The 22,721-nt window shown below is 45.1% G+C and carries 22 protein-coding genes and 2 pseudogenes; 16 read left to right on the top strand and 8 right to left on the bottom strand.

Annotated elements, in window-relative coordinates; genetic code table 11:
- Positions 1–238: 238 nt before the first annotated feature.
- The 14 genes and pseudogenes from FEF09_RS33665 (at position 239) to FEF09_RS24775 (ending at position 5,819) form a co-directional block, all read left to right on the top strand.
- Positions 239–463 carry a hypothetical protein gene (locus FEF09_RS33665; RefSeq protein WP_261387743.1) on the top strand — a complete coding sequence of 75 codons (225 nt, stop codon included), beginning with the start codon at positions 239–241 and terminating at the stop codon, positions 461–463.
- Positions 382–567 carry a DUF3175 domain-containing protein gene (locus FEF09_RS24800; RefSeq protein ID WP_261387745.1) on the top strand — a complete coding sequence of 62 codons (186 nt, stop codon included), beginning with the start codon at positions 382–384 and terminating at the stop codon, positions 565–567. Before FEF09_RS33665 ends, FEF09_RS24800 begins: the two co-directional genes overlap by 82 nt.
- Positions 568–752: 185 nt before the next feature.
- Entirely contained in the window at positions 753–1,181 is a 429-nt protein-coding gene (locus FEF09_RS33660) for a glycoside hydrolase family 97 N-terminal domain-containing protein (protein ID WP_261387742.1), read from the top strand.
- The gene (locus tag FEF09_RS33655) at positions 1,115–1,900 is read left to right on the top strand and encodes a glycoside hydrolase family 97 N-terminal domain-containing protein (RefSeq protein WP_261387741.1); all 786 of its coding nucleotides are present in this window, start codon (positions 1,115–1,117) and stop codon (positions 1,898–1,900) included. The genes FEF09_RS33660 and FEF09_RS33655 overlap by 67 nt, the downstream gene beginning before the upstream one ends.
- Positions 1,901–2,124: 224 nt before the next feature.
- Positions 2,125–2,322 (top strand): glycoside hydrolase family 97 catalytic domain-containing protein, encoded by a 198-nt coding sequence (locus tag FEF09_RS33650; RefSeq protein WP_261387740.1) that lies wholly within the window; start codon positions 2,125–2,127, stop codon positions 2,320–2,322.
- 11 nt (positions 2,323–2,333) lie between these two features.
- Positions 2,334–2,522: a hypothetical protein gene (locus FEF09_RS33645; RefSeq protein ID WP_261387739.1), complete on the top strand. Its 189-nt coding sequence runs from the start codon at positions 2,334–2,336 to the stop codon at positions 2,520–2,522.
- Between the two features lie 84 nt (positions 2,523–2,606).
- Positions 2,607–2,870, top strand: coding sequence for a glycoside hydrolase family 97 C-terminal domain-containing protein (locus FEF09_RS33640; RefSeq protein WP_261387744.1), 264 nt, complete (start codon positions 2,607–2,609; stop codon positions 2,868–2,870).
- A gap of 247 nt (positions 2,871–3,117) precedes the next feature.
- Positions 3,118–3,420, top strand: a complete 303-nt coding sequence (locus tag FEF09_RS24790) for a thioredoxin family protein (RefSeq protein ID WP_261387738.1) — start codon at positions 3,118–3,120, stop codon at positions 3,418–3,420.
- A 10-nt stretch (positions 3,421–3,430) separates the two neighbouring features.
- Positions 3,431–3,874, top strand: a complete 444-nt coding sequence (locus FEF09_RS33635; RefSeq protein ID WP_261387737.1) for an FAD:protein FMN transferase — start codon at positions 3,431–3,433, stop codon at positions 3,872–3,874.
- On the top strand, positions 3,868–4,089 hold the full coding sequence (locus FEF09_RS33630) for an FAD:protein FMN transferase (protein WP_261387736.1): 222 nt from the start codon (positions 3,868–3,870) through the stop codon (positions 4,087–4,089). The genes FEF09_RS33635 and FEF09_RS33630 overlap by 7 nt, the downstream gene beginning before the upstream one ends.
- A gap of 64 nt (positions 4,090–4,153) precedes the next feature.
- Positions 4,154–4,375 (top strand): annotated as a pseudogene (locus FEF09_RS33625) (FAD:protein FMN transferase); the annotation flags it as partial.
- A 2-nt stretch (positions 4,376–4,377) separates the two neighbouring features.
- A complete protein-coding gene (locus FEF09_RS24780) occupies positions 4,378–4,530 on the top strand; it encodes a hypothetical protein (protein ID WP_261387735.1) in 153 nt (50 codons plus the stop codon).
- A gap of 23 nt (positions 4,531–4,553) precedes the next feature.
- Positions 4,554–4,604: pseudogene (locus FEF09_RS33620) on the top strand (hypothetical protein); the annotation flags it as partial.
- Positions 4,605–4,745: 141 nt separating this feature from the next.
- Positions 4,746–5,819, top strand: a complete 1,074-nt coding sequence (locus FEF09_RS24775) for a DUF3570 domain-containing protein (RefSeq protein WP_261387734.1) — start codon at positions 4,746–4,748, stop codon at positions 5,817–5,819.
- Between the two features lie 87 nt (positions 5,820–5,906).
- On the opposite strand, the gene FEF09_RS24770 is transcribed toward FEF09_RS24775, so the two are convergent.
- From FEF09_RS24770 to FEF09_RS24735, 8 genes are all read right to left on the bottom strand, one after another.
- Complete coding sequence (locus FEF09_RS24770; RefSeq protein WP_146307615.1) at positions 5,907–6,932, bottom strand: saccharopine dehydrogenase family protein; 1,026 nt, start codon at positions 6,930–6,932, stop codon at positions 5,907–5,909.
- Between the two features lie 60 nt (positions 6,933–6,992).
- Positions 6,993–7,943 (bottom strand): bifunctional helix-turn-helix transcriptional regulator/GNAT family N-acetyltransferase, encoded by a 951-nt coding sequence (locus FEF09_RS24765; protein ID WP_146307614.1) that lies wholly within the window; start codon positions 7,941–7,943, stop codon positions 6,993–6,995.
- Positions 7,944–8,537: 594 nt separating this feature from the next.
- The gene (locus tag FEF09_RS24760) at positions 8,538–8,753 is read right to left on the bottom strand and encodes a helix-turn-helix domain-containing protein (RefSeq protein WP_146307613.1); all 216 of its coding nucleotides are present in this window, start codon (positions 8,751–8,753) and stop codon (positions 8,538–8,540) included.
- Between the two features lie 2 nt (positions 8,754–8,755).
- A complete protein-coding gene (locus tag FEF09_RS24755; RefSeq protein ID WP_146307612.1) occupies positions 8,756–9,379 on the bottom strand; it encodes a DUF2975 domain-containing protein in 624 nt (207 codons plus the stop codon).
- Between the two features lie 173 nt (positions 9,380–9,552).
- Positions 9,553–9,816 carry a DoxX family membrane protein gene (locus FEF09_RS31870; RefSeq protein WP_222597118.1) on the bottom strand — a complete coding sequence of 88 codons (264 nt, stop codon included), beginning with the start codon at positions 9,814–9,816 and terminating at the stop codon, positions 9,553–9,555.
- A 334-nt stretch (positions 9,817–10,150) separates the two neighbouring features.
- Positions 10,151–10,726 (bottom strand): hypothetical protein, encoded by a 576-nt coding sequence (locus FEF09_RS24745; RefSeq protein WP_146307611.1) that lies wholly within the window; start codon positions 10,724–10,726, stop codon positions 10,151–10,153.
- Between the two features lie 15 nt (positions 10,727–10,741).
- Positions 10,742–11,131 (bottom strand): hypothetical protein, encoded by a 390-nt coding sequence (locus FEF09_RS24740; protein WP_089812609.1) that lies wholly within the window; start codon positions 11,129–11,131, stop codon positions 10,742–10,744.
- A 141-nt stretch (positions 11,132–11,272) separates the two neighbouring features.
- A complete protein-coding gene (locus tag FEF09_RS24735) occupies positions 11,273–11,881 on the bottom strand; it encodes a response regulator transcription factor (protein WP_146307610.1) in 609 nt (202 codons plus the stop codon).
- 514 nt (positions 11,882–12,395) lie between these two features.
- Here FEF09_RS24735 and FEF09_RS24730 point away from each other — a divergent pair.
- Positions 12,396–21,632, top strand: a complete 9,237-nt coding sequence (locus tag FEF09_RS24730; protein WP_146307609.1) for a gliding motility-associated C-terminal domain-containing protein — start codon at positions 12,396–12,398, stop codon at positions 21,630–21,632.
- An 85-nt stretch (positions 21,633–21,717) separates the two neighbouring features.
- Positions 21,718–22,695 carry a type IX secretion system membrane protein PorP/SprF gene (locus tag FEF09_RS24725; RefSeq protein ID WP_146307608.1) on the top strand — a complete coding sequence of 326 codons (978 nt, stop codon included), beginning with the start codon at positions 21,718–21,720 and terminating at the stop codon, positions 22,693–22,695.
- The last annotated feature ends 26 nt before the right edge of the window (positions 22,696–22,721 follow it).

Below are 22,721 nucleotides of genomic sequence, written 5' to 3'. Positions count from 1 at the left end.
AATCCAGTCTGCTGATAATACCATTCAGATCGCCTACGCCATCACCGTTGCTATCCTGAAATGAACGGGGATATACCTGATAGATAACGCCTGTCTGCCACCATTTGTCGTAAATCGTTGCCATTACTGATGAGGTTTTGATGATACGCTAACTGTTCACAACATTTTTGCCAAATATAGACGGCGGGATCAGCTGTAGTTCGGCCTGAAGCTTGTGAACTGGTTAAAAAAAACGATTATGGCAAGACCAGAGCAAAGAAACACACCGTTGGCAGGGCTGGCAGGAAGCGCCCTGTCAGGAAATGGTCCGCGGGAGGTTAATGAAACCAGTGATGCGATGACCTGCGGGAAGGGATCTTTAAAAGCGAAGATCCGGAGAAGATTGCCCGTTCGTTTGAAAAGATCGGCTACAAAAGTCGCCGGAGAAAGGGCACGCCTTATCAGTCAGCCATGTCTATGCTGAACTTTTATATCAACAGGGCAGGAAAGAATTTACCGGAAAAACAGCAGCATGTGCTGGAGCATGCAAAAGAGGAATTAAGGAAGGTTTTTGGCCGGGAAGAATAGTCATATCTGACTGACGGCAACGTAACCGCAGCATGTTATTTATTGCTATAAATCAGTGTCTGTGGTTACTTTTACTGACTAAAAGCACAGGTAGTTTTGCGTACAATCGTTATCTTGCCCCCATAATTTTAGCTTTTCACGTTATTTTTCTTGTAGCCACATCAGCTATACAAAACCCACACAGCATGCGCAAACCGTTTATTTTCATCTGTTGCCTTTTCCTATGGAAGATGGCAGACGCACAGGAGCTGTTATCTCCTGATAAAAATCTGCAGTTACAGTTCTCCATTACAGACAATGGAAAACCCACCTATCAGTTGACTTACAAAGGGAAAGTCGTGATCAGACCCAGTCACCTTGGAGTGGAACTGAAAGCAGATGCTTCGTTTATCGATAGTTTCGAAGTAGCCGCCAGTAAAACCTCCACATTTGATGAAACATGGGAACCGGTATGGGGTGAGGTAAAGCAGATCCGTAACCAGTACAATGAGCTGGAAGTAACCTGCACCAGCTTTCCACTGACAGAAATATCATTGTACGTTTCCGTTTGTTCAACGACGGACTTGGGTTCCGCTATGAGTTCCCGCATCAGCGACACCTCGCTTATTTTGTGATTAAAGAGGAAAGAACTGAGTTTGCGCTGGCAGGAGATCACAAGGCGTTCTGGTTGCCCGGCGACTATGATACACAGGAATACAGCACTGTTACTTCCAATCTCTCAGAAGTAAGCGATAAAATGAAGGATGCTATTACACCTATGCTTCGCAGGCGCCTTTTTCAGCTACGGTCTGCAACACCGCTGATGATGAAAAGTAAAGACGGACTGTATATCAATATTCATGAAGCAGCATTAATCGAATACTCTGCATTGTCACTGGAACTGGATGATAAGAACTTCGTATTGAAATCTGTGCTTACACCAGATGCCATCGGAGATAAAGGTTATCTGCAGGCACCTTGTAAATCGCCATGGAGAACGATTATCGTAAGCGATAAAGCGGGTGATATTCTGACTTCTAAATTGGTATATAATCTCAATGAACCTGCAAAATATGCGGATGCCGCGAGTTGGATCAAGCCGGTGAAGTATGTAGGTGTATGGTGGGAAATGATCACGGGTAAAAGTACCTGGGCTTATACAGATATTGAGAATGTACAATTGGGTGTGACTGATTTCTCCAAAACCAAACCCAATGGTAAACATGGCGCTAATACTGCACATGTGAAGGAATATATTGATTTTGCAGCGGAGAATGGGTTTGACGCGGTACTGGTAGAAGGATGGAATCAGGGTGGGAGGACTGGTTGGCAAGACGAAAGATTACGTGTTTGATTTCATCACACCGTATCCGGATTTGACGTACAGGAATTACATCGGTATGCGGCTGCCAAAGGTATTAAGATCATATGCACCATGAAACATCTTCTTCTGTACGTAACTACGAACGTTTCATGGATACTGCCTATAAGTTATGGTGAATAATGGCTACAATGCTGTGAAAGTGGCTATGTAGGTAATATCATTCCGAGAGGAGAGCATCATTACGGACATGGCTCGTGAACCACTATCTGTATGCGATCACGAAAGCCGGAGAATATCGTATTATGGTGGATGCACACGAGTCTGTACACATGACCGGTTTGTCCCGTACTTATCCGAACCTGATCGGACAGGAATCTGCCCGTGGTACAGAAATGAGGCATTTGGCGGTAACAATCCGGATCATACGACTATTCTGCCATTTACGCGGTTGATTGGTGGTCCGATGGATTATACGCCGGGTATTTTCGAAATGAATGTCAGCGCATATAATCCTGATAACAGCTCCAAAGTAAATAGTACGATTGGCCAGCTGGCCTTGTGTGACTATGTACAGTCCCTTGCAGATGGCGGCAGATTTCCCGGAAAACCTATCGCAAGCATATGGATGCGTTCCAGTTTATCAAAGATGTAGCGGTTGACTGGGATGATACAAAAGTCTAGAGGCTGAACCGGGGGATTATATTACTATTGCCCGTAAGGCCAAGGGAAAAAGCAGCTGTTTGTCGGCAGTACCTGTGATGAAAATGGTCGTGTATCCAGGATCGGTTTTGATTACCTCGATGCAGGCAAGAAATATATAGCGACCATTTACAGTGATGCAAAGGATGCGCATTATGCAAAGAATCCGAAGGCATATACGATCAGGAAAATGGTCGTGACGAATAAATCGGTATTATCGCAGCAATGTGCACCCGGTGGTGGTTATGCCATCAGTGTGGTAGAAGCAGATGATGCGGCGATTAAAGCGATGAAGAAGTAGTAAAAAAATCATATAAGAAAGGCGGTACAGACAGATGGTTTGTGCCGCTTTTTTTATTCATGAGGTAGCCTGAAGCAGGTTCAGTTTTCTTTAGAATCACACCTTACATTCGTTGTAGTTAAAATTGCAACTATGCGGGTAAGGAGTGTTCTGACAGGAGGATTGATATTTTTATTGATGTCATTTACAATCTGGGAGCCGGATTTGAAGTAGCCAGAAGACAGCTAGAGATAAAAACCAACTTATTTTGTTAAATTTTTCGGGTTCGGATTGGTGTGGCCCCTGCATCAGATTAAGAAAAGAGATATTTGACAGTGAACAATTTATAAAAATGGCAGATACCACGCTTGTAATGGTAAATGCAGATTTCCCCCGAAATAAGAAAAACCAGCCTGAACGGCAGGTGCAACGACAAAATGAAGCACTTGCTGATGAGTATAACCCTACAGGCAAATTTCCTTACACTGTTCTGCTGAATGCAGATGGCAAAGTCATTGCGTCATGGGACGGATATCCTAAGACAGATGTTACATTTCATAGAGGAGGTTAAAAGCTTTGTGATGCAAACACACATTGAGGCTGCACAGATGGTATTTCGCAGATCCGTGCGCCTGATGGGCAATGCTTTTGAGATTACCGTGGTGGCGGATGACGAGTCATGGGCGGAAGAAAAAATAGATCATGCCGTGGCGGAGATAAGACGTATTGAGTCATTGCTGACGACGTTTAGTGATGAGAGTCAGACGAATCAGATCAATCGTCAGGCTGGTGTTGCTCCAGTACGGGTAGACCGGGAAGTTTTTGAGCTTATCCGTCGCTCCATCAGAATCTCTGGAGTGACGGATGGCGCCTTTGATATTACCTATGGTTCAATAGATAAACGTTTATGGAATTTTGACCGCTCAATGACCAGTTTACCGGATGCAGCAACGGCTAAGTCAATGGTCAGGCTGATTAACTATCGTCATATACTACTGGACGAGGTAAATAGTACTGTTTGTTGAAAGAGAAAGGCATGCGTATCGGGTTTGGTGGGATAGGAAAAGGGTATGCGGCTGAAATGGCAAAGGTGTTGTTACAAAGGGAAGGTGTACAAAGTGGCATTGTAAACGCCTCCGGAGATCTTGTTACCTGGGGATATCAGCCGGATGGGGCTCCATGGACGATTGGTATTGCGCACCCGGATAATGCAGGTCTGCCATTTTCCTACATGATATAACCGGACTGGCTGTGGCCACCTCCGGTAATTACGAGAAGTTTGTAATGATCGGAGGGAAGAATATTCTCATACTATCAATCCCAGAACAGGACTGCCGGTTACAGGAATCAAGAGTGTAACCATCATTAGCCCCAATGCAGAAATAGCTGATGCTATGGCAACACCTGTGACAATTATGGGCATCAGTGCCGGTCTGAATATGATCAATCAGATACAATATCTCGGATGTATCATCATCGATGACGACAATAAAATTTATACATCACAAAATATCAATTTAAAATGAGTATGGACAAGAGATTGTTTCTTGTGTGGCCGATGGCCGCATGTCTGGCTGTGATGGCACTCGTATCCTGCACGACCGTAAAGGAATATCAGAAGAACAGATTAAATGATGCAGAAATGGTATCGGGTAACCGCAAGGTAGAAAAACAGAATTAAGTTTTCAATCCTACAGAGAGGGTTCTTCAGGTGCTAACGCTGGTAAGAGCGGAGGCGGATGTGGTTGTAACTGATCGTTAAGAGAAAAAGCTTGTATCTATGAGGAGAATATTTTTCACTGCCGCAGCGATCGTGTCGTTATTACGTGTACATGCCCAACAGCAAAAAGAGACCGGGTATGAAAGCAGGAAACAAAAGTAGATGAGATAAATCTGGTGTCCAGTTACTACAGCCAGAATGGTAACAATGCCGCTGTGACAGGAGGTGTTGGTTCTCAGAAACTGACGGATATCGCTAATGTTTTTGATGTCAGATTATTCAGATATGACAAAAAGCAGCGCAAACATACTTTTGATATTGAAGTGGGGATTGATCATTATACATCTGCGTCTTCAGACAAAATAGACCTGAAGGCAAATTCTTCAGCATCTCATGCAGATACCCGTATTTACCCATCTCTGAGCTGGTCTGTTGAAAATGAAAAGAAGCGAACGACATTCGGAGTGGGGATATCTTCTTCGACAGAGTTCGACTATCAGTCGTTCGGAGGGAATATCAGTTTTGCGCAAAAGACAAGAAATAGAAATGGAGAGTTTTCTGCGAAATTGCAGGCCTATCTTGATCGCGTAAAACTTGTGACACCTGTAGAGCTCAGGAATGCACCATATGGTGAAGAGAATGATCACTATGCGACCGCGAACAGAAATACTTATGCAGGTTCTTTGTCGTATTCGCAGATTATTAATCAACGTTTTGAGGTTACATTACTGGCGGATCTTGTAAGTCAGCATGGATATCTTGGATTGCCATTTTACAGAGTATATTTCGCAGATGGATCAGTGCATCAGGAAAATCTTCCTGATAGCCGGCTAAAAGTGCCGTTGGGCGTACGCGCTAATTATTTTCTGGGTGATCGGTTTATTGTCAGGGCTTATTATCGTTTTTATACAGACGACTGGGGTTTAACTTCGCACACAGCCAATATAGAATTGCCGGTTAAGATCACGCCTTTCTTTTCAATAAGTCCTTTTTACAGATATTACACGCAGTCTGCCGTGAAATATTTTGCACCCTATCAGGAGCATACTGTAAAGGATAACTATTATACGAGTAACTACGACCTATCTAAATTCAATAGTAGTTTTATCGGAACAGGTGTGCGTATAGCACCACCTAAAGGGGTATTGGGTATGCAGCATTTTAATATGCTGGAATTAAGATATGGCCATTATGTGAAGAGTATAAATATGAACGCAAATATCGTTTCATTGAATCTGCGTTTTAAATAAATTTCATCCGGTCGGGCCACAAAACAGGTCTGACCGGATGATGTATGTTATTGTTAAGTGTTCTTTTCACCCCATCTATCTCCAATATCAGATCCGGACCATATGCACTGGCGGCGTCTGATAGCCTGCTTTGTAATCACCACTTATAATCTTTTTTGCAATCACCAGAATAGTAAATGCTGTCAGCGAGTATGCTTCCGGTGTTTCCATATTAGCCTCTACGGACTCCCCTTTAACATTGGATACTTTTCCCCATATATAACTGGTAGCTTTATCACGTACCTGTTGATTGGGGCCTGCGGATTGCATCTTAAGTATACCCATAATGATACTACGCATGAAGCCTGTTTTGAGCAACCAGTTAAATACAGTCTGTCCTTTCAGGAAATACCACGCGGATTTATTGATCGCAGTGAAGGTGCGTATATTCGGAATACGGGTAGAATACCACGCGGTACTGATATCTCCCCATGGAATGCTCATCACAAAGACCGGTTTTTTATAACCGGGGAAACGTACGGACATGCCTTTTTTGCCCATTGGTTCATATACGATCTTGTTGTCTTTTCTGATCGCCCCGGGTGTACCCAATTTATGCAGTGTACTGATAGATGTACCACGGGAAAGGGCACTGCCAATGACGGCGAATGCGATGGTCAGTTCGTGGGCATCGGGTAATTGCTGTTTCAGGTAGAGTGCCAGACAGTCAGTCGGCACAACATCAAAACCGGCGCCCGGTAATATCATGATATCCTTGTTTTTTGCTGCCTGATCATACCCTTGCAACATTTCGAATACATCAAGATCTCCGTTAAGATCGATGTAGTGGGTATTGGTAGCGATGCAGGCATCGATCATTGGTTGTGCGGTAATATGATAAGGACCGGCAGCCTGAATGACCAGTGCAATGTCTGCAAGGGCGGCATTAAGGGCATTGCTGTCATGCAGTTCAACAATGCGGAAAGGTAGTTGTAGTTCTTTTGCGAGGGCTTCTATCGCGTCTTTTTTACGGCCGGCAAGGATAGGTTGCAGACCATATTGAGCGGCATATCTGGCAATGAGTTCGCCGGTATAACCATTCGCTCCATAGAGCAGTATACTGTTACGTTGCATGGGGGAAAAATACACGATAACCCGGAAACTACAAATAATAGTTTCCGGGAATATATGATCCTATAATACCCGTTCCATCTGAATATTGCAGCGTTCGTAAGGAGATGTATGTCCGATGACGCGTTCAAATCCCAGTTTATGATAGAGACTGATGGCCGGTTTGAGGATGGTATTACTTTCGAGGTATACTTTCTTTGCACCCAGTGATCTGGCTTTATCCAATATGGCATTTCCCAGCAACCAGCCAATGCTTTTACCCTGTGCAGCAGGAGACACGGCCATTTTTGCGAGTTCATACTCATATTCCGGATCCTTCATTTTGATAAGAGCGCAAACGCCTACGGGTGTGTTTTCGTAGAGGGCAACGAATATATAGCCGCCATTGTCAAGGATATATCCCTTTGGATCGTCGAGGGCTTTATAATCCGCTTCTTCCATTTTGAAGTAAGTAGAGATCCATTCTACGTTCAGTTCTTTGAATGCCTGCTGGTAAGCCGGTGTATATTCAACGATCTGTACTTTCCGGCTTTCTCTTTCCTTTTTCTGCTCCAGTACTCTACGGAACAGGCTTTTCTGTTCGAGCAGGAATTCCCATTCTCCGATAGCTTCCCAGAGGTCATTACGCGTATTGGCCGATATGGCCTCAATGGCGCTGTTGACGTCGGTGTATTGTGCTTCGATCTTGTCAGTGATTTCTTTTCCTTTAGGGGAGAGGCTGACCATATTGCGTCGTCCGTCTGTTTTATCCTTCTTTTCCTTTACCAGCCCTTTATCTGCCATTTCACTGATGATTTTACTCACAGAAGGATGGGAGTGGCCTATTTCTTTGGCAATAGCGGTAATAGTCTGCGCTTCACCTCTTGACAACACATAAAATACCGGGAACCATTTGGGGTTCATATCAATGTCATATTGCTGATAGATCTGTGTCGCGTCTTCGGTGATCATGTCTGTCAGCTGGCGTAATCTGCTACCTATTGCAAGTTTACCAATGGTGTCGTAAAAGCTCATAATCCAATGATTGTGTAATTAATTATGTAACCAGTTACGCAAATGTAGTAAAAATTAGGAATTGTCAATTAAAAATTAAGAAGTTATAGGCAGATATGGAGTATCGGAAGAGTAGGATGATAAGCGCTATATTATTGACAATGAGACGATGATATTAAAGGTGGGAATCTGAGAGGGAGGTATACCTGATGACTGGGGGAAGGAGAGAAGGGCGGGATCTTCCGGTAGGAAGATATAGACTTATCTAATACTTACTCTACGTCAGACTTACGTTTTTATCGTAAGCCTAACGTAGAGTAAGTATTAGATAAGTACTGTTTAATGTCGAAAAGCAGCATTGATATAATAGTTTCTTTGCAGACAATCCGGGTTTCGTGCATACTTCATACACGAAACATACATACCTGATACCCGAAGTATACATGCTTTATACACGGAGTATACATGCTTTATACACGGAGTATAGGTGGACTTGATCAACAGATCTTATTGATTTACAGTACTTTATCGTAGTAGTGTCTTGATACAAAGATAGCATTATTAAACAGGCTATCTGATGCTGTCTTAGCAGAGGGAAACAGTTCTCAAAAATACTTAATGTTTTCCTTCTTCCACGTACTCCAGAAGATCTCCCGGCTGACAGTGTAACACGGCGCATATGGCATCCAGTGTTTCAAGGCGGATAGCTTTTGCTTTGCCTGTCTTCAGGATAGAGAGGTTGGACATGGTGATATCTACCTTTTCACTTAGTTCTGTCAGTGACATTTTTCTTTTCGCCAGCATGACGTCCAGATTTATGACGATAGGCATATTTATACAGTTAATTCGTTTTCAGTCTGCATTTCCAGTCCGCGTTGATATACCACGGCAATGATCCAGATAATAAGTCCGGTAATGATACCGGAGCCTACTTCAATGTTCAGTGAAAACTTAAGCGCAGGTATAAGGTGATCCATGAACCTGCTGAAAACGGCATAATGTAAGATTTTCAGTATATCAGCTGCAACAAACAGGATAGACAGCCGCTTTAATAACACCACGATTGCAGGTGTAAACGGACGTTCCGGGTTCAGTGTTTTGAAGATATTCATAAGGGTTTTGAGTATGAGTAACCATATGACAAACTTCAGGGCGCTGTAGACATGGGAATAGCTGCCAAGGCTGGAAAGCGGTTTGGCGGTCAGTGTGTACTTATTTTGAATGGCTGTATAGGAAAGGGTGCTGTCAGTTGCATAGTGTTGAATAGCCGGCTGTTCCGTTTTTGCGAAAGAAACCACCTCGTGGGTGAGTCCTCCGGGAATACTATTGGCAGCTGAATTTCCTGTAACGAAAAAGAATATCCAAAGAGAGATCAGGAGGATAGCTATCAATAGGGTAAGATAATAGGTGGACGTAATCAATATATTTAGTATGGTAATAATGGATTTAGGTTTCATACATGTTTGGGTTTATGACCCAAAGGTAAACTGAAGTTTATTATAATACAAAATAAATTTATCGATTTACAATAAATAGTTGCTGTTTTGGGGTAAATATAGAAGTGGGAAAACGCCTGTCATAATACCAAAAGGTACCCTGACAGGCGTTTATGAAAGCAAAATGAAAAAACTTATTTAAGGTTATCAACACTCCATTTGTAGCGGGTGACTGATCCCAGTAAGGCGGCTGCACCTGCACAGGTCCATACAGCATAGTTCAGTGGTGCTTTTGGACCGACGCTAAAGGTCATAGTCAGGGCGAAGGCAATCATCAGCAGGAAGGTACCCCATGCTGCTATCCTGGTTTTATAGCCGGTCAGAAGCATGAAACCGAAGATGATTTCAGCGGCGGTGGCAGTAATAGCGAGTATGTTACCTAAGAAAGGGGGGGGCATAAGCATTTAATGTGTTGGAGTAGGCCAGAAAGTGTTCCCAATCTCCCCACGACGCATTTGGAGAACCGGGAGGGCCCCATAAACCGAATCTGTCTGCTACAGCGGAGAAAAGTGACAAAGCGAATGCGATCCGTAGAAATATCTGTGAGAAATTGACTGAGCTGGAATTCATTGTCTTATTGTTTTGATTATATGAAGTTCGATCTGATAAGACGTTAAAAACTTGTTCCTGATTAAGAAATATGTCCCTGAAATGTATATAGCATCAATATACTGTTCAGGGTATGAACAGTATACCGATGCTATATTGTGTTTATAAGAGGGTATAAAAGGCCTAATTTGCCATGATCAGTGCTGTGATCAATGCTCCGATAGCGACGCCGCCTATACCAAATTTCAGAGCTCTTGCATTCCGCTTTTTGCGTTCTTCTTCCAGCATCTTCCGGGACTCTTCCAGTAGTTTTTGTGTTTCAACGAGGCTGGAGGTGGCTTTGTCGAGTGAGGAAGAGATGCCCTGCAGACTAATACTCGTTTTATCCATAAAGGCGAGCGAGTTGTTAGTCAGTGAATCCATCTGGTGTTTCATCTGCTGGTAATAGAACTCTTTTGTGCGCAACATGGTGTCCTGTTGTCGGATCATGCTTTCGTAGCTGTCCATAATGCCTTTGAAGGAAGAACTACCCTGGCGTGTTTTATCGTAGTATTTTTTGTAGATGTTGAAGGTATTCTTGTTGACGATAAAAGCGGTATCACAATGTATCAGGAGGGTATCGCCTCTATAGACACTGTATACACTTGTGCCGGAGCTGTCTTTAAACGTTTTGAGCATGTCCTGGCTGTATCCCTGTTGAACGGCAAGGCAGAGGAACAGCACAAGCAGCAGCTTGTGGTGGATAGATAATGGTTTCATATGTCGGTTATCAGTTTACAGGGGTTTTACATCAATGGGAGGAAGACTGTCTGTAGCTTTCAGTTCTTCTTTAAATGTTTTGACTTTTGCATTCAGTTCTTCAACGGTCTCTTTCAGTTTGGCATTAGACTTTGCTTCCTCGATCTCTTTTTTGGTGTTCAAAATAGAGACGTTTGCCTGTATGTTTTTGATGTAATATTTGAACTTATCGACGTCTCCCTGTAATGAATCCAGTCTGGCGCGGGAGGCATTGATATAGTTCAGTGCTGTGTCAATATTTCTTTGGGAGGCTTCGATGTTGTTTTGAATTTGTTTTAACTGGCTTTTCTCAAAGAAAGTAATGAGTGCGTTAATAACGGTTAATGCGAGTACAAGATAAATGACAATTCGTAGTGGCTTTTCCATTTAGAAAGGTGATTTGGGGCAATGAATAATGTTATGATGCAGCCTGGGGTTATAGCTGAATAACGAAGTTATGACTATTATTCAAATGGTGAAAATTTAATTTATTATAGCGGAAAGCCCCTGTGGAAGGGGCTTTCATCGTTAAGCGAGTTTGCGTATGCCGTAGGTTCTGACCTTATCCAGCAGCTCTACTATAGAGTTGATTTCCAGCTTCTTGAAGATGCGGGTTTTGTAAGTACTCACAGTAGTAACCTGCAGCTCCATATGAGCGGCAATTTTCAGCAGCGGAAGGCCTTGTGCCAGCAGGTTCATGACTTCTATTTCCCGGCTGGAAAGTTGTTCCAGCGGGTTAGAGAATGCAGAACGTAAAGGTGATAAACGCTTATGTCCGGGCACGAGAACAGAGATCGTCAGACTGATATCTTCTTCAGATGATTTGTTACTGAGATACCCATCTGCTGTTTCAAACAGTACGTCAACTATTCTTGTTTTTTCTTCACGGGAAGTGAACAGCAATATCTTCGTAGGAGGATGCTTTTCTTTTACCATTTTCATCATCGACAAGGTATCAGTTCCCGGCAAATGTCTGCTTAATATGAGCAGGTCGAATGATTGTTGCTGTAAAGCCGAAGCCATTTCAGCGGTTGTTTCCACCATGAGGACGGTCACAGGTGCGGGTAGCATCGAAATAATCTGAGACAGGCCACATCGCATGATGGAGGGTTCATGGGCAATCAGGATATAGTTCATTCACTAGCGGATAAATAGGATATAAATAGGTCTATGGTTACTGAGCCTGCTGCATCAGGCATATAGAACAAAGTTATAATATTTTGCGAAGGAACACTAATGACAGGCTGTAGTAATTGTACTACAAACATGTCAAATATTTACTATACATGTTTGAAAAGGCCTGAAGTAATTTTGTCGGGCAAAGCTGTACCTGTTTTCGTACAGGCGTTTTGTGCAGCTGCTAAGAGATACTATACCGAGATACTATAAGATACTATGTTGTTGATAGGAGAAAACTCACAAAAGACACCCGATCCTGTGAAAGTGTAACCTGTGCAGAAAAGAGTAAAATTAACCTGAGACGGAAATAATGTAAAGGACACCTGTATCCTATGTGCCTGTGCATGCCCGTTCATCATCACAACACGCATTCTTACAGCAAATAATTGCAGAGACATACTGTCTCTGTCTGGGAATACTATTTCCATGCCGGAGACAGCCGGCTGGAGGTTTTATCACTTATTCAATACAGATGGATAAATTTTACAAAGCAAAATTTGCCCTTCTATTACTTCTTGCCGGTTTGTTCGCCACACAGGACAGCCGTGCGGAAGGATCGAAGGATTTGTACCCCAATGGAGCAGGAGGAGGGCGTGCATGCCTTGTCTCCACCAATGCTACCAAAGCAGGATGGTCACTTACCAATACAGGGGTGCACTATGCGTATGTTAAAGCCGGAGAAACGATTGGCGCTGCGAGTAGCGCACAGGGTATCGGCACAGGACAGCTTATCTTAACCGCTCCCGACGGAACCGTGTACTCGTCAACGATAGGTTCGACTACGGTAGGACAAATTGCCAACAGAACAGCGGAAAAAGCCGGACCATGGTCGGGCTATACGCCGTTTACAAGGGTCGCAGGCGCAGGACAGACAGGTTTGTGGAAAGTGGAATTCATTGCCACCTTAACCCCGACTCAGATCAATGAAGGTGCGGGTGCAAACTGGACCGCGGATGAAAACTGGGTGCAGAATGGAAGTAGCAGTGCTATTTGTGCATGGGATGTATCTGTGAGAAGCGCAGCCAGTGTTATACAGTCCGGCAGGGTATATACCAACGTGCTGAACATGTATGTACAGCATAACGATTATCAGGCGAAACTGTATGTACTGACAAACGATGGATATCTGTTTAAAGTAAATAACAATGGACTGGATGGTCTTGGTTTCGTTGCTTTTGTGAATAACAAAGGTCTTACGGATAAAGGAAAAGATACAGATCCACCTTATTATAAAAGTGTAGCGGGTACCGCCTATAATAATGAGATCTATACATGGGATCCAAGGAAAGATGATGGTGTTTACAGCGTTACCCATAAGATGTTTTATCAGGTGCCTGATGCTACTTTACCTACCTCAGCACCTCAACCTGGCGGAAAAATAACCTGGTTAAATGTACCAAAAGTAATACCGACTATTTCTAATATCTCTGTTGATGGGGTAGAAGGAACATCGGGACAGGTGAGTTCAAAAGGTGCTTACATTAAGTTTGATGCAAACACTATCGGAACTTATCGTATCACACTGGAGGGTTCAGGTTCATTTGTAACGAGGAAAATAACCGGAACGGCAGCAAAAGGAGCGAACAGTATTTTCTGGGATGGTAAAGATGGAGCAGGTGTTGCTCCTGCACTTGGTGTTGCAAACGTTGTAGCCAAAGTACAGCTGCAGGGTTCTGAGATCCACTTTCCCTTTATAGATGTGGAGACTAACAGAAATGGTCTGATCATCGAGCAGCTCAAAGATGACCACGTTACAGTGGAGAATGATATCGTGTACTGGGCGGATTCTACTTTCAGTGGTGGCGCAGGTATTGCAAGTAATCCACTGATCAATGGTAACGAAGGCAGCGGTATTTCCAGTAATAGTAATGGTCATAAATGGGGACTGGACTTCGGTAACAACAGAACGATGGACACCTGGACCTATATCCTCGGTGACGTCGCCAGCAAGAACACTTCACTTAATATAGTACGTGCTGACCTCGCGATTCAAAGTGTAGGTCCGAGTGTTGGTGGTACTACACAAGTATATCAGGGACAACCTATCAACTATCAGGTGGTAGTTGTAAATAATGGTCCGAGCGACGTAACCGGTGCGCCTTTTGCAATAAAAGTGCCTGCCGGCTTTACTATTGCCAGTGTAAGTGATGTGACATATACTACCAGTTGCGGTACCGTTAACAGTGCAGCACTCACTGGTGGTAACTATTCCGCCTTGCTGGACCTGCCTAACGGCTGTGTCATCACCTTTACCTTTAAAGGTACTCCTTCTACAACTGGTGCGATCAATATCGAGACCAGCATCATGCGTCCGAAAGACGTAACCGATCCGGATGCTACCAACCCGGATGCAACCGTACCTCCGACAGATCCTCATCTGGAGTGTAAAAACGGTACCGCTACTGAGAATTGTAACAATATAAAATATAGCAACACCGTATCAGCGATCCCCAATGTAAATATTGTGGTGAACAAGACGACTGCTGCTACCAGTTATACACCCGGTGGAACAGTAACATACACTTTCACTGTTACAAATACTTCTGCAACCAACGCTGCCAGTAACGTACATGTGACGGACAATGCGCCGGGCAGTACCACAATTGGCAACTGGACCGCCGCCTTCACTACAGGTACTGGTACTTTACCTGCTGCCAGTGGCACGGGAAATATTAACGAGACAATTACAACATTGCCAGCCGGCGCTGTTGTGACATATACCGTAACGGTGAATGTACCGGGCGGTTTCACTGGTAGTCTGCAGAATACTGCCAGCGCAACCTCACCTGATGACGCTGTAACCGGTGATAATACCAGCACGACACCGCCAATTCAGGTGGTGCCAAGAGCCAATCTCGTGGTATCGAAATCTACCGGTGCATCCTATTTTATACCGGGCGGAACAGCGGTTGTATATACTGTTTCAGTGACGAATAATGGTCCGGATGACGCAGTGAATGTGAATGTGACCGACAATCTGCCTACAGGTGCTGCCGGCATGAGCTGGACAGCTACTGCAACAGCGGGTGTAACGCTTCCGGCGACATCCGGAACGGGTAGTGTCAATGAGATAATTGCCAGCCTTCCTAATGGAAGCACTGTAACTTATACTGTTACCGTAACGACATCAGCAGCATACAACTCCCCACTGGTGAACAATGCTTCTGCTACCAGTGATCTGTTCGATCCTGTAACCAGTGATAATACCAGCACGGTAACACTTCCGCCGAACCGACAGTCGAATATCGGTGTTGTGAAATCAACAACATCAACGACTTTTGCGCCGGGTGAAGATGTAACTTATACTTTCACCGTTACGAACCATGGTCCGAGTGATGGTAGCGCGGTATCAGTGACAGATGTTGCACCAGCTGGTACAACTATCAAATCATGGACCGCCGCTATAACAACAGGTACTGCAACAGTTCCTGTTACTTCAGGTACAGGAGACATTCATGAAACTATCACGGAACTGCCAAATGGTTCAGTTGTAACGTATACAGTTGTTGTTGCTACTCCGCCAAACTTTAGCGGTAACCTGAGCAACACTGCTACAGCAAACAACGCAACCGACCCTACAGGCACTAACGACGCAAGTACGACAACACCTATCACGCCATCACCTAAAGCGGATATCGTAGTAGTGAAATCTACTGCTGCGACTACCTTTGCTCCGGGTGAAGACGTAACTTATACAATTACCGTAACCAATAATGGTCCGAGTGAAGCCACTAATGTAACCTTGACTGATAACGCACCGACCGGTACGACAATCACATCATGGACAGCAGTAGCTACTACGGGTACCGTTAGCCTGCCAAATGTTTCGGGTTCCGGTGACATTAATGAAGGTATTCCGGTTCTGCCAAGTGGTGCGGTAGCGACTTACACTGTCGTTGTATCGACACCAGCCAGATTCACGGGTAATCTGGTTAACACCGCCAATGCTACTTCCGCAGATGTAGCTGATCCGGTAACAACAAATAATACCAGCACTTCAACACTTACACCAACACCAAAAGCAGATATCGCAGTAGTAAAGTCAACTACTTCGACTTCCTTTGCTCCGGGTGAAGATGTGATTTATACTATCACAGTAACGAATAACGGTCCGAGTGATGCAGCAAACGTAGTAGTGACTGATAACGCACCAACCGGTACAACCATCAAGTCATGGACAGCTGTTGTAACCACCGGTACTGTCACTTTACCAGCTGCCTCCGGTACAGGTAATATCAACGAAAGCATCACCAAAGTGCCAAATGGTGCAGTGGTGACTTATACAGTTGTTGTATCTACTCCGGCCAGCTTCACTGCCAACCTGAGCAACACTGCCTCTGGTTCCAGCGATGCAACTGACCCGGTATCAGCTAACAACAACAGCACGACCACTGGTATCGCACCAGCGCCGAAAGCAGATATCGCTGTTGTGAAATCAACAACCGCGACCAGCTTTGCTCCGGGTGAAGATGTAACTTATACTATCACAGTAACGAATAACGGTCCGAGTGATGCAGCCAACGTAGTAGTGACTGATAACGCACCAACTGGTACGACGATCAAATCATGGACGGCTGCTGTAACCACCGGTACTGTCACCTTACCAGCTGTTTCCGGTACTGGTAATATCAGCCAGACGATCGCGAAAGTGCCAAACGGCGCTGTAGTGACTTACACTGTAGTGGTAGCTACACCAGCCAGCTTCACTGCCAATCTGAGCAACACTGCTGCTGGTTCCAGCGATGCAACGGATCCGGTTCCGGCTAACAACAGCAGCACCACCACAGGTATTACACCATCACCAAAAGCAGATATCGCTGTAGTAAAAGCAACGACTGCCACTACATTCGCTCCGGGTGAAGATGTAACTTATACGATCACTGTAACGAATAACGGTCCGAGTGATGCCGCGAATGTAAAAGTGATTGATAACGCACCAGCAGGTACAACTATCAAATCATGGTCTGCTGTAGTAACTACCGGTACAGTCACCTTACCAGCTGCTTCCGGTACTGGTAATATCAATGAGACGATCGCGAAAGTGCCAGATGGTGCAGTAGTAACTTACACAGTTGTTGTATCTACTCCTGCCAGCTTCACTGCAAACCTGAGCAACACTGCATCCGGTTCCAGCGATGCAACTGATCTGGTGCCTGCTAACAACAATAGCACCACTACTGGTATTACACCAGCACCGAAAGCAGATATCGCAGTAGTAAAGTCAACTACTTCGACTTCCTTTGCTCCGGGTGAAGATGTGATTTATACTATCACAGTAACGAATAACGGTCCGAGTGATGCAGCAAACGTGGTAGTGACTGATAACGCACCAACCGGTACAACCATCAAGTCATGGACAGCTGTTGTAACCACCGGTACTGTCACTTTACCAGCTGCCTCCGGTACAGGTAATATCAACGAAAGCATCACCAAAGTGCCAAATGGTGCAGTAGTGACTTATACAGTTGTTGTATCTACTCCGGCGACCTTCACTGCAAACCTGAGCAACACTGCCTCTGGTTCCAGCGATGCAACGGATCCGGTACCTGCCAATAACAACAGCACGACCACTGGTATTACACCATCTCCGAAAGCAGATATTGCTGTTGTTAAATCAACTACTGCGACCACCTTTGCTCCGGGTGAAGATGTAACCTATACTATCACCGTAACGAATAACGGTCCGAGTGATGCAGCCAACGTAGTAGTGACTGATAACGCGCCAACCGGTACGACGATCAAATCATGGACGGCTGCTGTAACCACCGGTACTGTCACCTTACCAGCTGCTTCCGGTACTGGTAATATCAGCCAGACGATCGCGAAAGTGCCAAACGGCGCCGTAGTGACTTACACTGTAGTAGTAGCCACACCAGCCAGCTTCACTGCTAACCTGAGCAACACTGCTTCCGGTTCCAGCGATGCAACGGATCCGGTTCCGGCTAACAACAGCAGCACCACCACAGGTATTACACCATCACCAAAAGCAGATATCGCTGTAGTAAAAGCAACGACTGCCACTACATTCGCTCCGGGTGAAGATGTAACCTATACTATCACGATAACTAACAATGGTCCGAGCGATGCGCCAAACGTGAAAGTGATCGATAACGCACCAACCGGTACGACGATCAAATCATGGACAGCTGCTGTGAAGACCGGTACGGTGACTTTACCTGCTGCTTCCGGTACAGGTAATATCAGTCAGACGATCGCGAAAGTGCCAAATGGCGCGGCGGTGACTTACGCTGTAGTCGTGTCTACACCAGCCAGCTTCACGGCTAATCTGAGTAACACTGCTTCAGCTACCAGCGACGCGACGGACAATACACCTGCTAACAATACCAGCACAACCACGGGTATCACACCATCACCAAAAGCAGATATCGCTGTAGTAAAAACTACTACTGCAACTACATTCGCTCCGGGTGAAGATGTAACCTATACCATCACTGTAACGAATAACGGTCCGAGTGACGCAGCAAATGTAAAAGTGATCGATAACGCACCAACCGGTACGACTATTAAATCATGGACTGCTGCTGTGAAAACCGGTACGGTGACTTTACCAGCTGCTTCCGGTACAGGCAATATCAGCCAGACGATCGCGAAAATGCCAAATGGTGCAGCGGTAACTTACACTGTAGTAGTATCTACACCAGCCAGCTTCACGGCTAATCTGAGTAATACTGCTTCCGCTACCAGTGACGTAACTGATAATTTGCCAGCTAACAATACCAGCACTACGACAGGTATCGTACCAGCACCAAAAGCAGATATCGCTGTAGTAAAAGCAACTACTGCGACTACATTCGCTCCGGGTGAAGATGTGACGTATACCATCACCGTAACGAATAACGGTCCTAGTGATGCAGCCAATGTAAAAGTGATTGATAATGCACCAACCGGTACGACTATCAAATCATGGACTGCCGCTGTGAAAACAGGTACTGTAACCTTACCAGCTACTTCCGGTACTGGTAATATCAGTCAGACCATCGCAAAAGTGCCAAATGGCGCAGCGGTAACTTATACAGTAGTAGTAGCTACACCAGCCAGCTTTACCGCTAATCTGAGTAACACTGCTTCCGCTACCAGCGATGCGACTGACAATACCCCTGCTAACAATACCAGCACAACGACAGGTATTACGCCATCACCAAAAGCAGATATCGCTGTGGTAAAAACAACGACCGCAACTGTGTTCGCTCCGGGTGAAGATGTAATCTATACTATCACGGTAACTAACAATGGTCCGAGCGATGCGCCAAACGTGAAAGTGATCGATAACGCACCAACCGGTACGACGATCAAATCATGGACAGCTGCTGTGAAGACCGGTACGGTGACTTTACCTGCTGCTTCCGGTACAGGTAATATCAGCCAGACCATCGCGAAAATGCCAAATGGCACAGCGGTAACTTATACCGTGGTAGTGTCTACGCCTGCCAGCTTTACTGCTAACCTGAGCAACACCGCTTCAGCGACCAGTGATGCAACAGATAACACACCGGGTAATAATACCAGCACTACTACCGGGCTGACGCCAACAGCGAAAGCTGATGTAGAAGTGGTTAAAACACTGAAGAATACAGCACAGACCACCTTCAAACCGGGTGAAGATGTATTCTACTATATCACGATTAAGAATAACGGCCCTTCAGATGCCAAAAATGTAAACATAAAAGATGTAGCCCCTGCGGGAACCAACATCTTCTATTGGGGTGTGAACATACTGAACGGTACTGTCACATTGCCTGACAGAAATGGTAATACTGATATCAATGAAACCGTAGCATTACTGCCTGCCGGCGCAGTGATCAGGTACGAAGTAGGTGTGAAAGTACACGCTGACCATACCGGTAACCTGACCAACACTGCCACCATCAGCAGCACGACTACCGACGCTGTGCCGGGTAATAACACCAGCACCAGCCCTGCACTGACAGATGCTGCAAAAGCAGATGTAGTAGTAGCCAAGAAGCTGAAAGATGCTGCACAAACTAGTGCTATCGCAGGACTTCCGCTGGAGTATGTAATCACTGTCACCAACAACGGTCCGGATGCGGCAGCTGTGGTTAAAGTAAAAGATGCAGCTCCTGCCGGTACAACGATCAGCACATGGACAGCAACAGCTGTTAGTGGTTCACCTGATCTGACTGAGACATCCGGAACAGGTAATATCGATGCAGTTATCAATAATCTGCCATCTGGTGCGGTTGTAGCATACAACGTGACCGTACAGATTCCGGGTAATTATAGCGCGGCAACTATCAGCAATACTGCTACTGCAAGTAGCCAGACAGCTGATCCGGTTACTGCCAACAACAACTCAACTACACCTGCACTGCCTGTAGTAGCAGTTGCTGATCTTCAGATCAACAAAACCACTGCTGCACAGGATTATGTACCGGGTCGTACGCTGGAATATACGATCGATGTGACGAACGTTGGTCCGTCAACTGCGAAGGGCGTAAATGTAAAAGACATCGCTCCGGCAGGTACTACCATCAACACATGGACGGCTACTGTAGCCAATGGTACTGTAACACTGCCAGCTAATAATGGTGTGGGTGATCTGGATCAGACAATTGCGGTAATGGCTGCTAATGCTGTTGTGAGATACAGTGTGGTAGTATCCGTTCCGGTTGACTTCAGAGGCGATATCAGCAATACAGCTACTGTAACAGGTACAATAACCGATAATGACCAGACAAACAACAGCAGCACTACTGCTGTGCTGAAGCCGGTAGAGAGTGCAGATCTGGAAGTTACCAAACAACTGAAAGATCCTTCTCAGAAGAACTTTGTTGCAGGTAAGGATGTAGTCTATCTCATTACGGTGAAGAATAACGGTCCTGCACCGGCTACTAAAGTCAACATCAAAGATCTGGCACCTGCGGGTACTACTATCGGTTCATGGACAGCCACTGTTACCAACGGTACTGTAACATTGCCAAACGCAAGTGGTACCGGTGATCTGAATGAGACGATCGCGATGATGCCTGACCAGTCAGTAGTGACTTATGAGGTAGTGGTGAAAACACCAGATACTTATCAGGGTGCGCTTGTTAACACTGTAGATGTAAGCAGTGAAACCAGTGATCCGGCTCCGACATGTGCCGCTTGTACAGCACCAGCTGTGGCAGCAGATCCATTACCGGAAGCAGACACTGATGACTATGGTAATGTAAGAGCAGATAATCCGGTAACTATTCCGGTACTGAAGAACGACAAACCGGGAGATAACAACACTCCGCTTGATCCGAAATCAGTAGAGGTAGTAACACAACCTGCTCACGGTACTGTTGTTATCAATGAAGATGGCACCATCGTTTATACACCTGCACAAGGTTATAATGGTCCGGATTCATTTACTTACAGAGTACAGGATCAGAATGGCAGCTGGAGTAACGTGGCTACTGTTAATATGAACATCGTTCCTGATGAAGTAACAGTACCAAACGTGATCACACCAAACGGTGATGGCGCCAACGATAAACTTGAGATCAAAGGCTTGAACAAATTCGTGCAGAACGAGATCATTATCTACAACCGCTGGAACAACGTGCTTTACAGAAAGCAGAACTACCAGAGTGATTGGGATGGACAAGGTCTGAACGCAGGTACATATTACTATACTTTGAAGGGGCTGGACGCCAATGGACAGTGGCATACCTACAACGGTTATATCATGCTGCTGCGATAAGAATCAGCAAAAAAAAGGCTACCGGCGCCAGCCGGTAGTCTTTACTTAAACGGCCATTTCCCTTCCAACAGTAAAAAAAGAGATTATGACTAGCAAGTTTTACAAGATCATTCTACCTATAATATTCTTCCTATCATTCCAGTCGGCACATGCGCAGCATGACGCGCAATTCAGCCAGTATATGTTTAACGGAATTTATATTAATCCGGCATATGCAGGTTATAAAGAACAGTGGAACCTCAATATGTTCTACCGTACGCAATGGGCAGGTCTTCCCGGTGCTCCCAAAACATTCTCTGCTGCAGTTGACGGCGTCGTAAACGATGGTCGTGTGGGTTTAGGTCTGCAGGCAGTTAATGACCAGCTGGGCGCTGAGAAGAACACTGCCCTTTACGGTACTTATGCGTATCGTATTCCTATGGACGCAGATGGTAACAAACGACTGGCGATTGGCCTGAGTGTGGGATTCATCCAGCAACAGCTGAATCTGAAGGCGCTTAATCCGTCGAATCAGAATGATGCGCTGCTGATGAATGCAAAAGGTACTTCCATCATGCCTGACGCAAGGGTGGGTATCTTCTATAACAGTGAGCGTTTTTATGCCGGTGTATCTGCGGATAATATCATCTCCGGATCTTTTCAGAAGTCTGATAAACTGCGAACTTATCTGCCGCTGAAACCAAACATGTTTTATACCGTTGGTGCGCTGTTCCCATTGTCAGAAAACATTTCCCTGAAACCATCTATTCTGGTGAAAGAAGACTTCGCAGGTCCGACCAGTGCTGACCTGAACGCCTTCGTACTGTTTCATGAGAAATTGTGGATCGGTGCTTCTTATCGTACTGCTGTATTTAACAAAGATAAGATCGCTAATTCCCTGAGTAAGTCAGGCGCTGTAGCTGGTATGGTTGATTTCTTTATCAACAGCAAACTGCGTATCGGGTATGCATACGATCAGACGACAAATGGTACAGGGGCTAACAGCTTTTCTACACATGAGGTATCGATCAACTATACCTGGGCCAATCCTAAAGCAAGGATGTTGTCACCAAGATATTTCTAACATCATTGCGTTACAAAAACAGATAT

This window comes from Chitinophaga pinensis (assembly GCF_007896845.1).
In the GTDB taxonomy this organism is placed as follows: Bacteria; Bacteroidota; Bacteroidia; order Chitinophagales; family Chitinophagaceae; genus Chitinophaga; species Chitinophaga pinensis_C.
The sequence above is the reverse complement of the archived record's forward strand: the minus strand, read 5'-3'. Positions and strand labels throughout refer to the sequence as shown.

Coding starts and splice junctions, on each gene's coding strand:
- FEF09_RS33665 (WP_261387743.1), top strand. CDS start 239: ATGGCAAGACCAGAGCAAAGAAACACACCGTTGGCAGGGCTGGCAGGA.
- FEF09_RS33660 (WP_261387742.1), top strand. CDS start 753: ATGCGCAAACCGTTTATTTTCATCTGTTGCCTTTTCCTATGGAAGATG.
- FEF09_RS33645 (WP_261387739.1), top strand. CDS start 2,334: ATGGATTATACGCCGGGTATTTTCGAAATGAATGTCAGCGCATATAAT.
- FEF09_RS33635 (WP_261387737.1), top strand. CDS start 3,431: ATGCAAACACACATTGAGGCTGCACAGATGGTATTTCGCAGATCCGTG.
- FEF09_RS24780 (WP_261387735.1), top strand. CDS start 4,378: ATGGACAAGAGATTGTTTCTTGTGTGGCCGATGGCCGCATGTCTGGCT.
- FEF09_RS24770 (WP_146307615.1), bottom strand. CDS start 6,932: ATGCAACGTAACAGTATACTGCTCTATGGAGCGAATGGTTATACCGGC.
- FEF09_RS24765 (WP_146307614.1), bottom strand. CDS start 7,943: ATGAGCTTTTACGACACCATTGGTAAACTTGCAATAGGTAGCAGATTA.
- FEF09_RS24760 (WP_146307613.1), bottom strand. CDS start 8,753: ATGCCTATCGTCATAAATCTGGACGTCATGCTGGCGAAAAGAAAAATG.
- FEF09_RS24755 (WP_146307612.1), bottom strand. CDS start 9,379: ATGAAACCTAAATCCATTATTACCATACTAAATATATTGATTACGTCC.
- FEF09_RS31870 (WP_222597118.1), bottom strand. CDS start 9,816: ATGCCCCCCCCTTTCTTAGGTAACATACTCGCTATTACTGCCACCGCC.
- FEF09_RS24745 (WP_146307611.1), bottom strand. CDS start 10,726: ATGAAACCATTATCTATCCACCACAAGCTGCTGCTTGTGCTGTTCCTC.
- FEF09_RS24740 (WP_089812609.1), bottom strand. CDS start 11,131: ATGGAAAAGCCACTACGAATTGTCATTTATCTTGTACTCGCATTAACC.
- FEF09_RS24735 (WP_146307610.1), bottom strand. CDS start 11,881: ATGAACTATATCCTGATTGCCCATGAACCCTCCATCATGCGATGTGGC.
- FEF09_RS24730 (WP_146307609.1), top strand. CDS start 12,396: ATGGATAAATTTTACAAAGCAAAATTTGCCCTTCTATTACTTCTTGCC.
- FEF09_RS24725 (WP_146307608.1), top strand. CDS start 21,718: ATGACTAGCAAGTTTTACAAGATCATTCTACCTATAATATTCTTCCTA.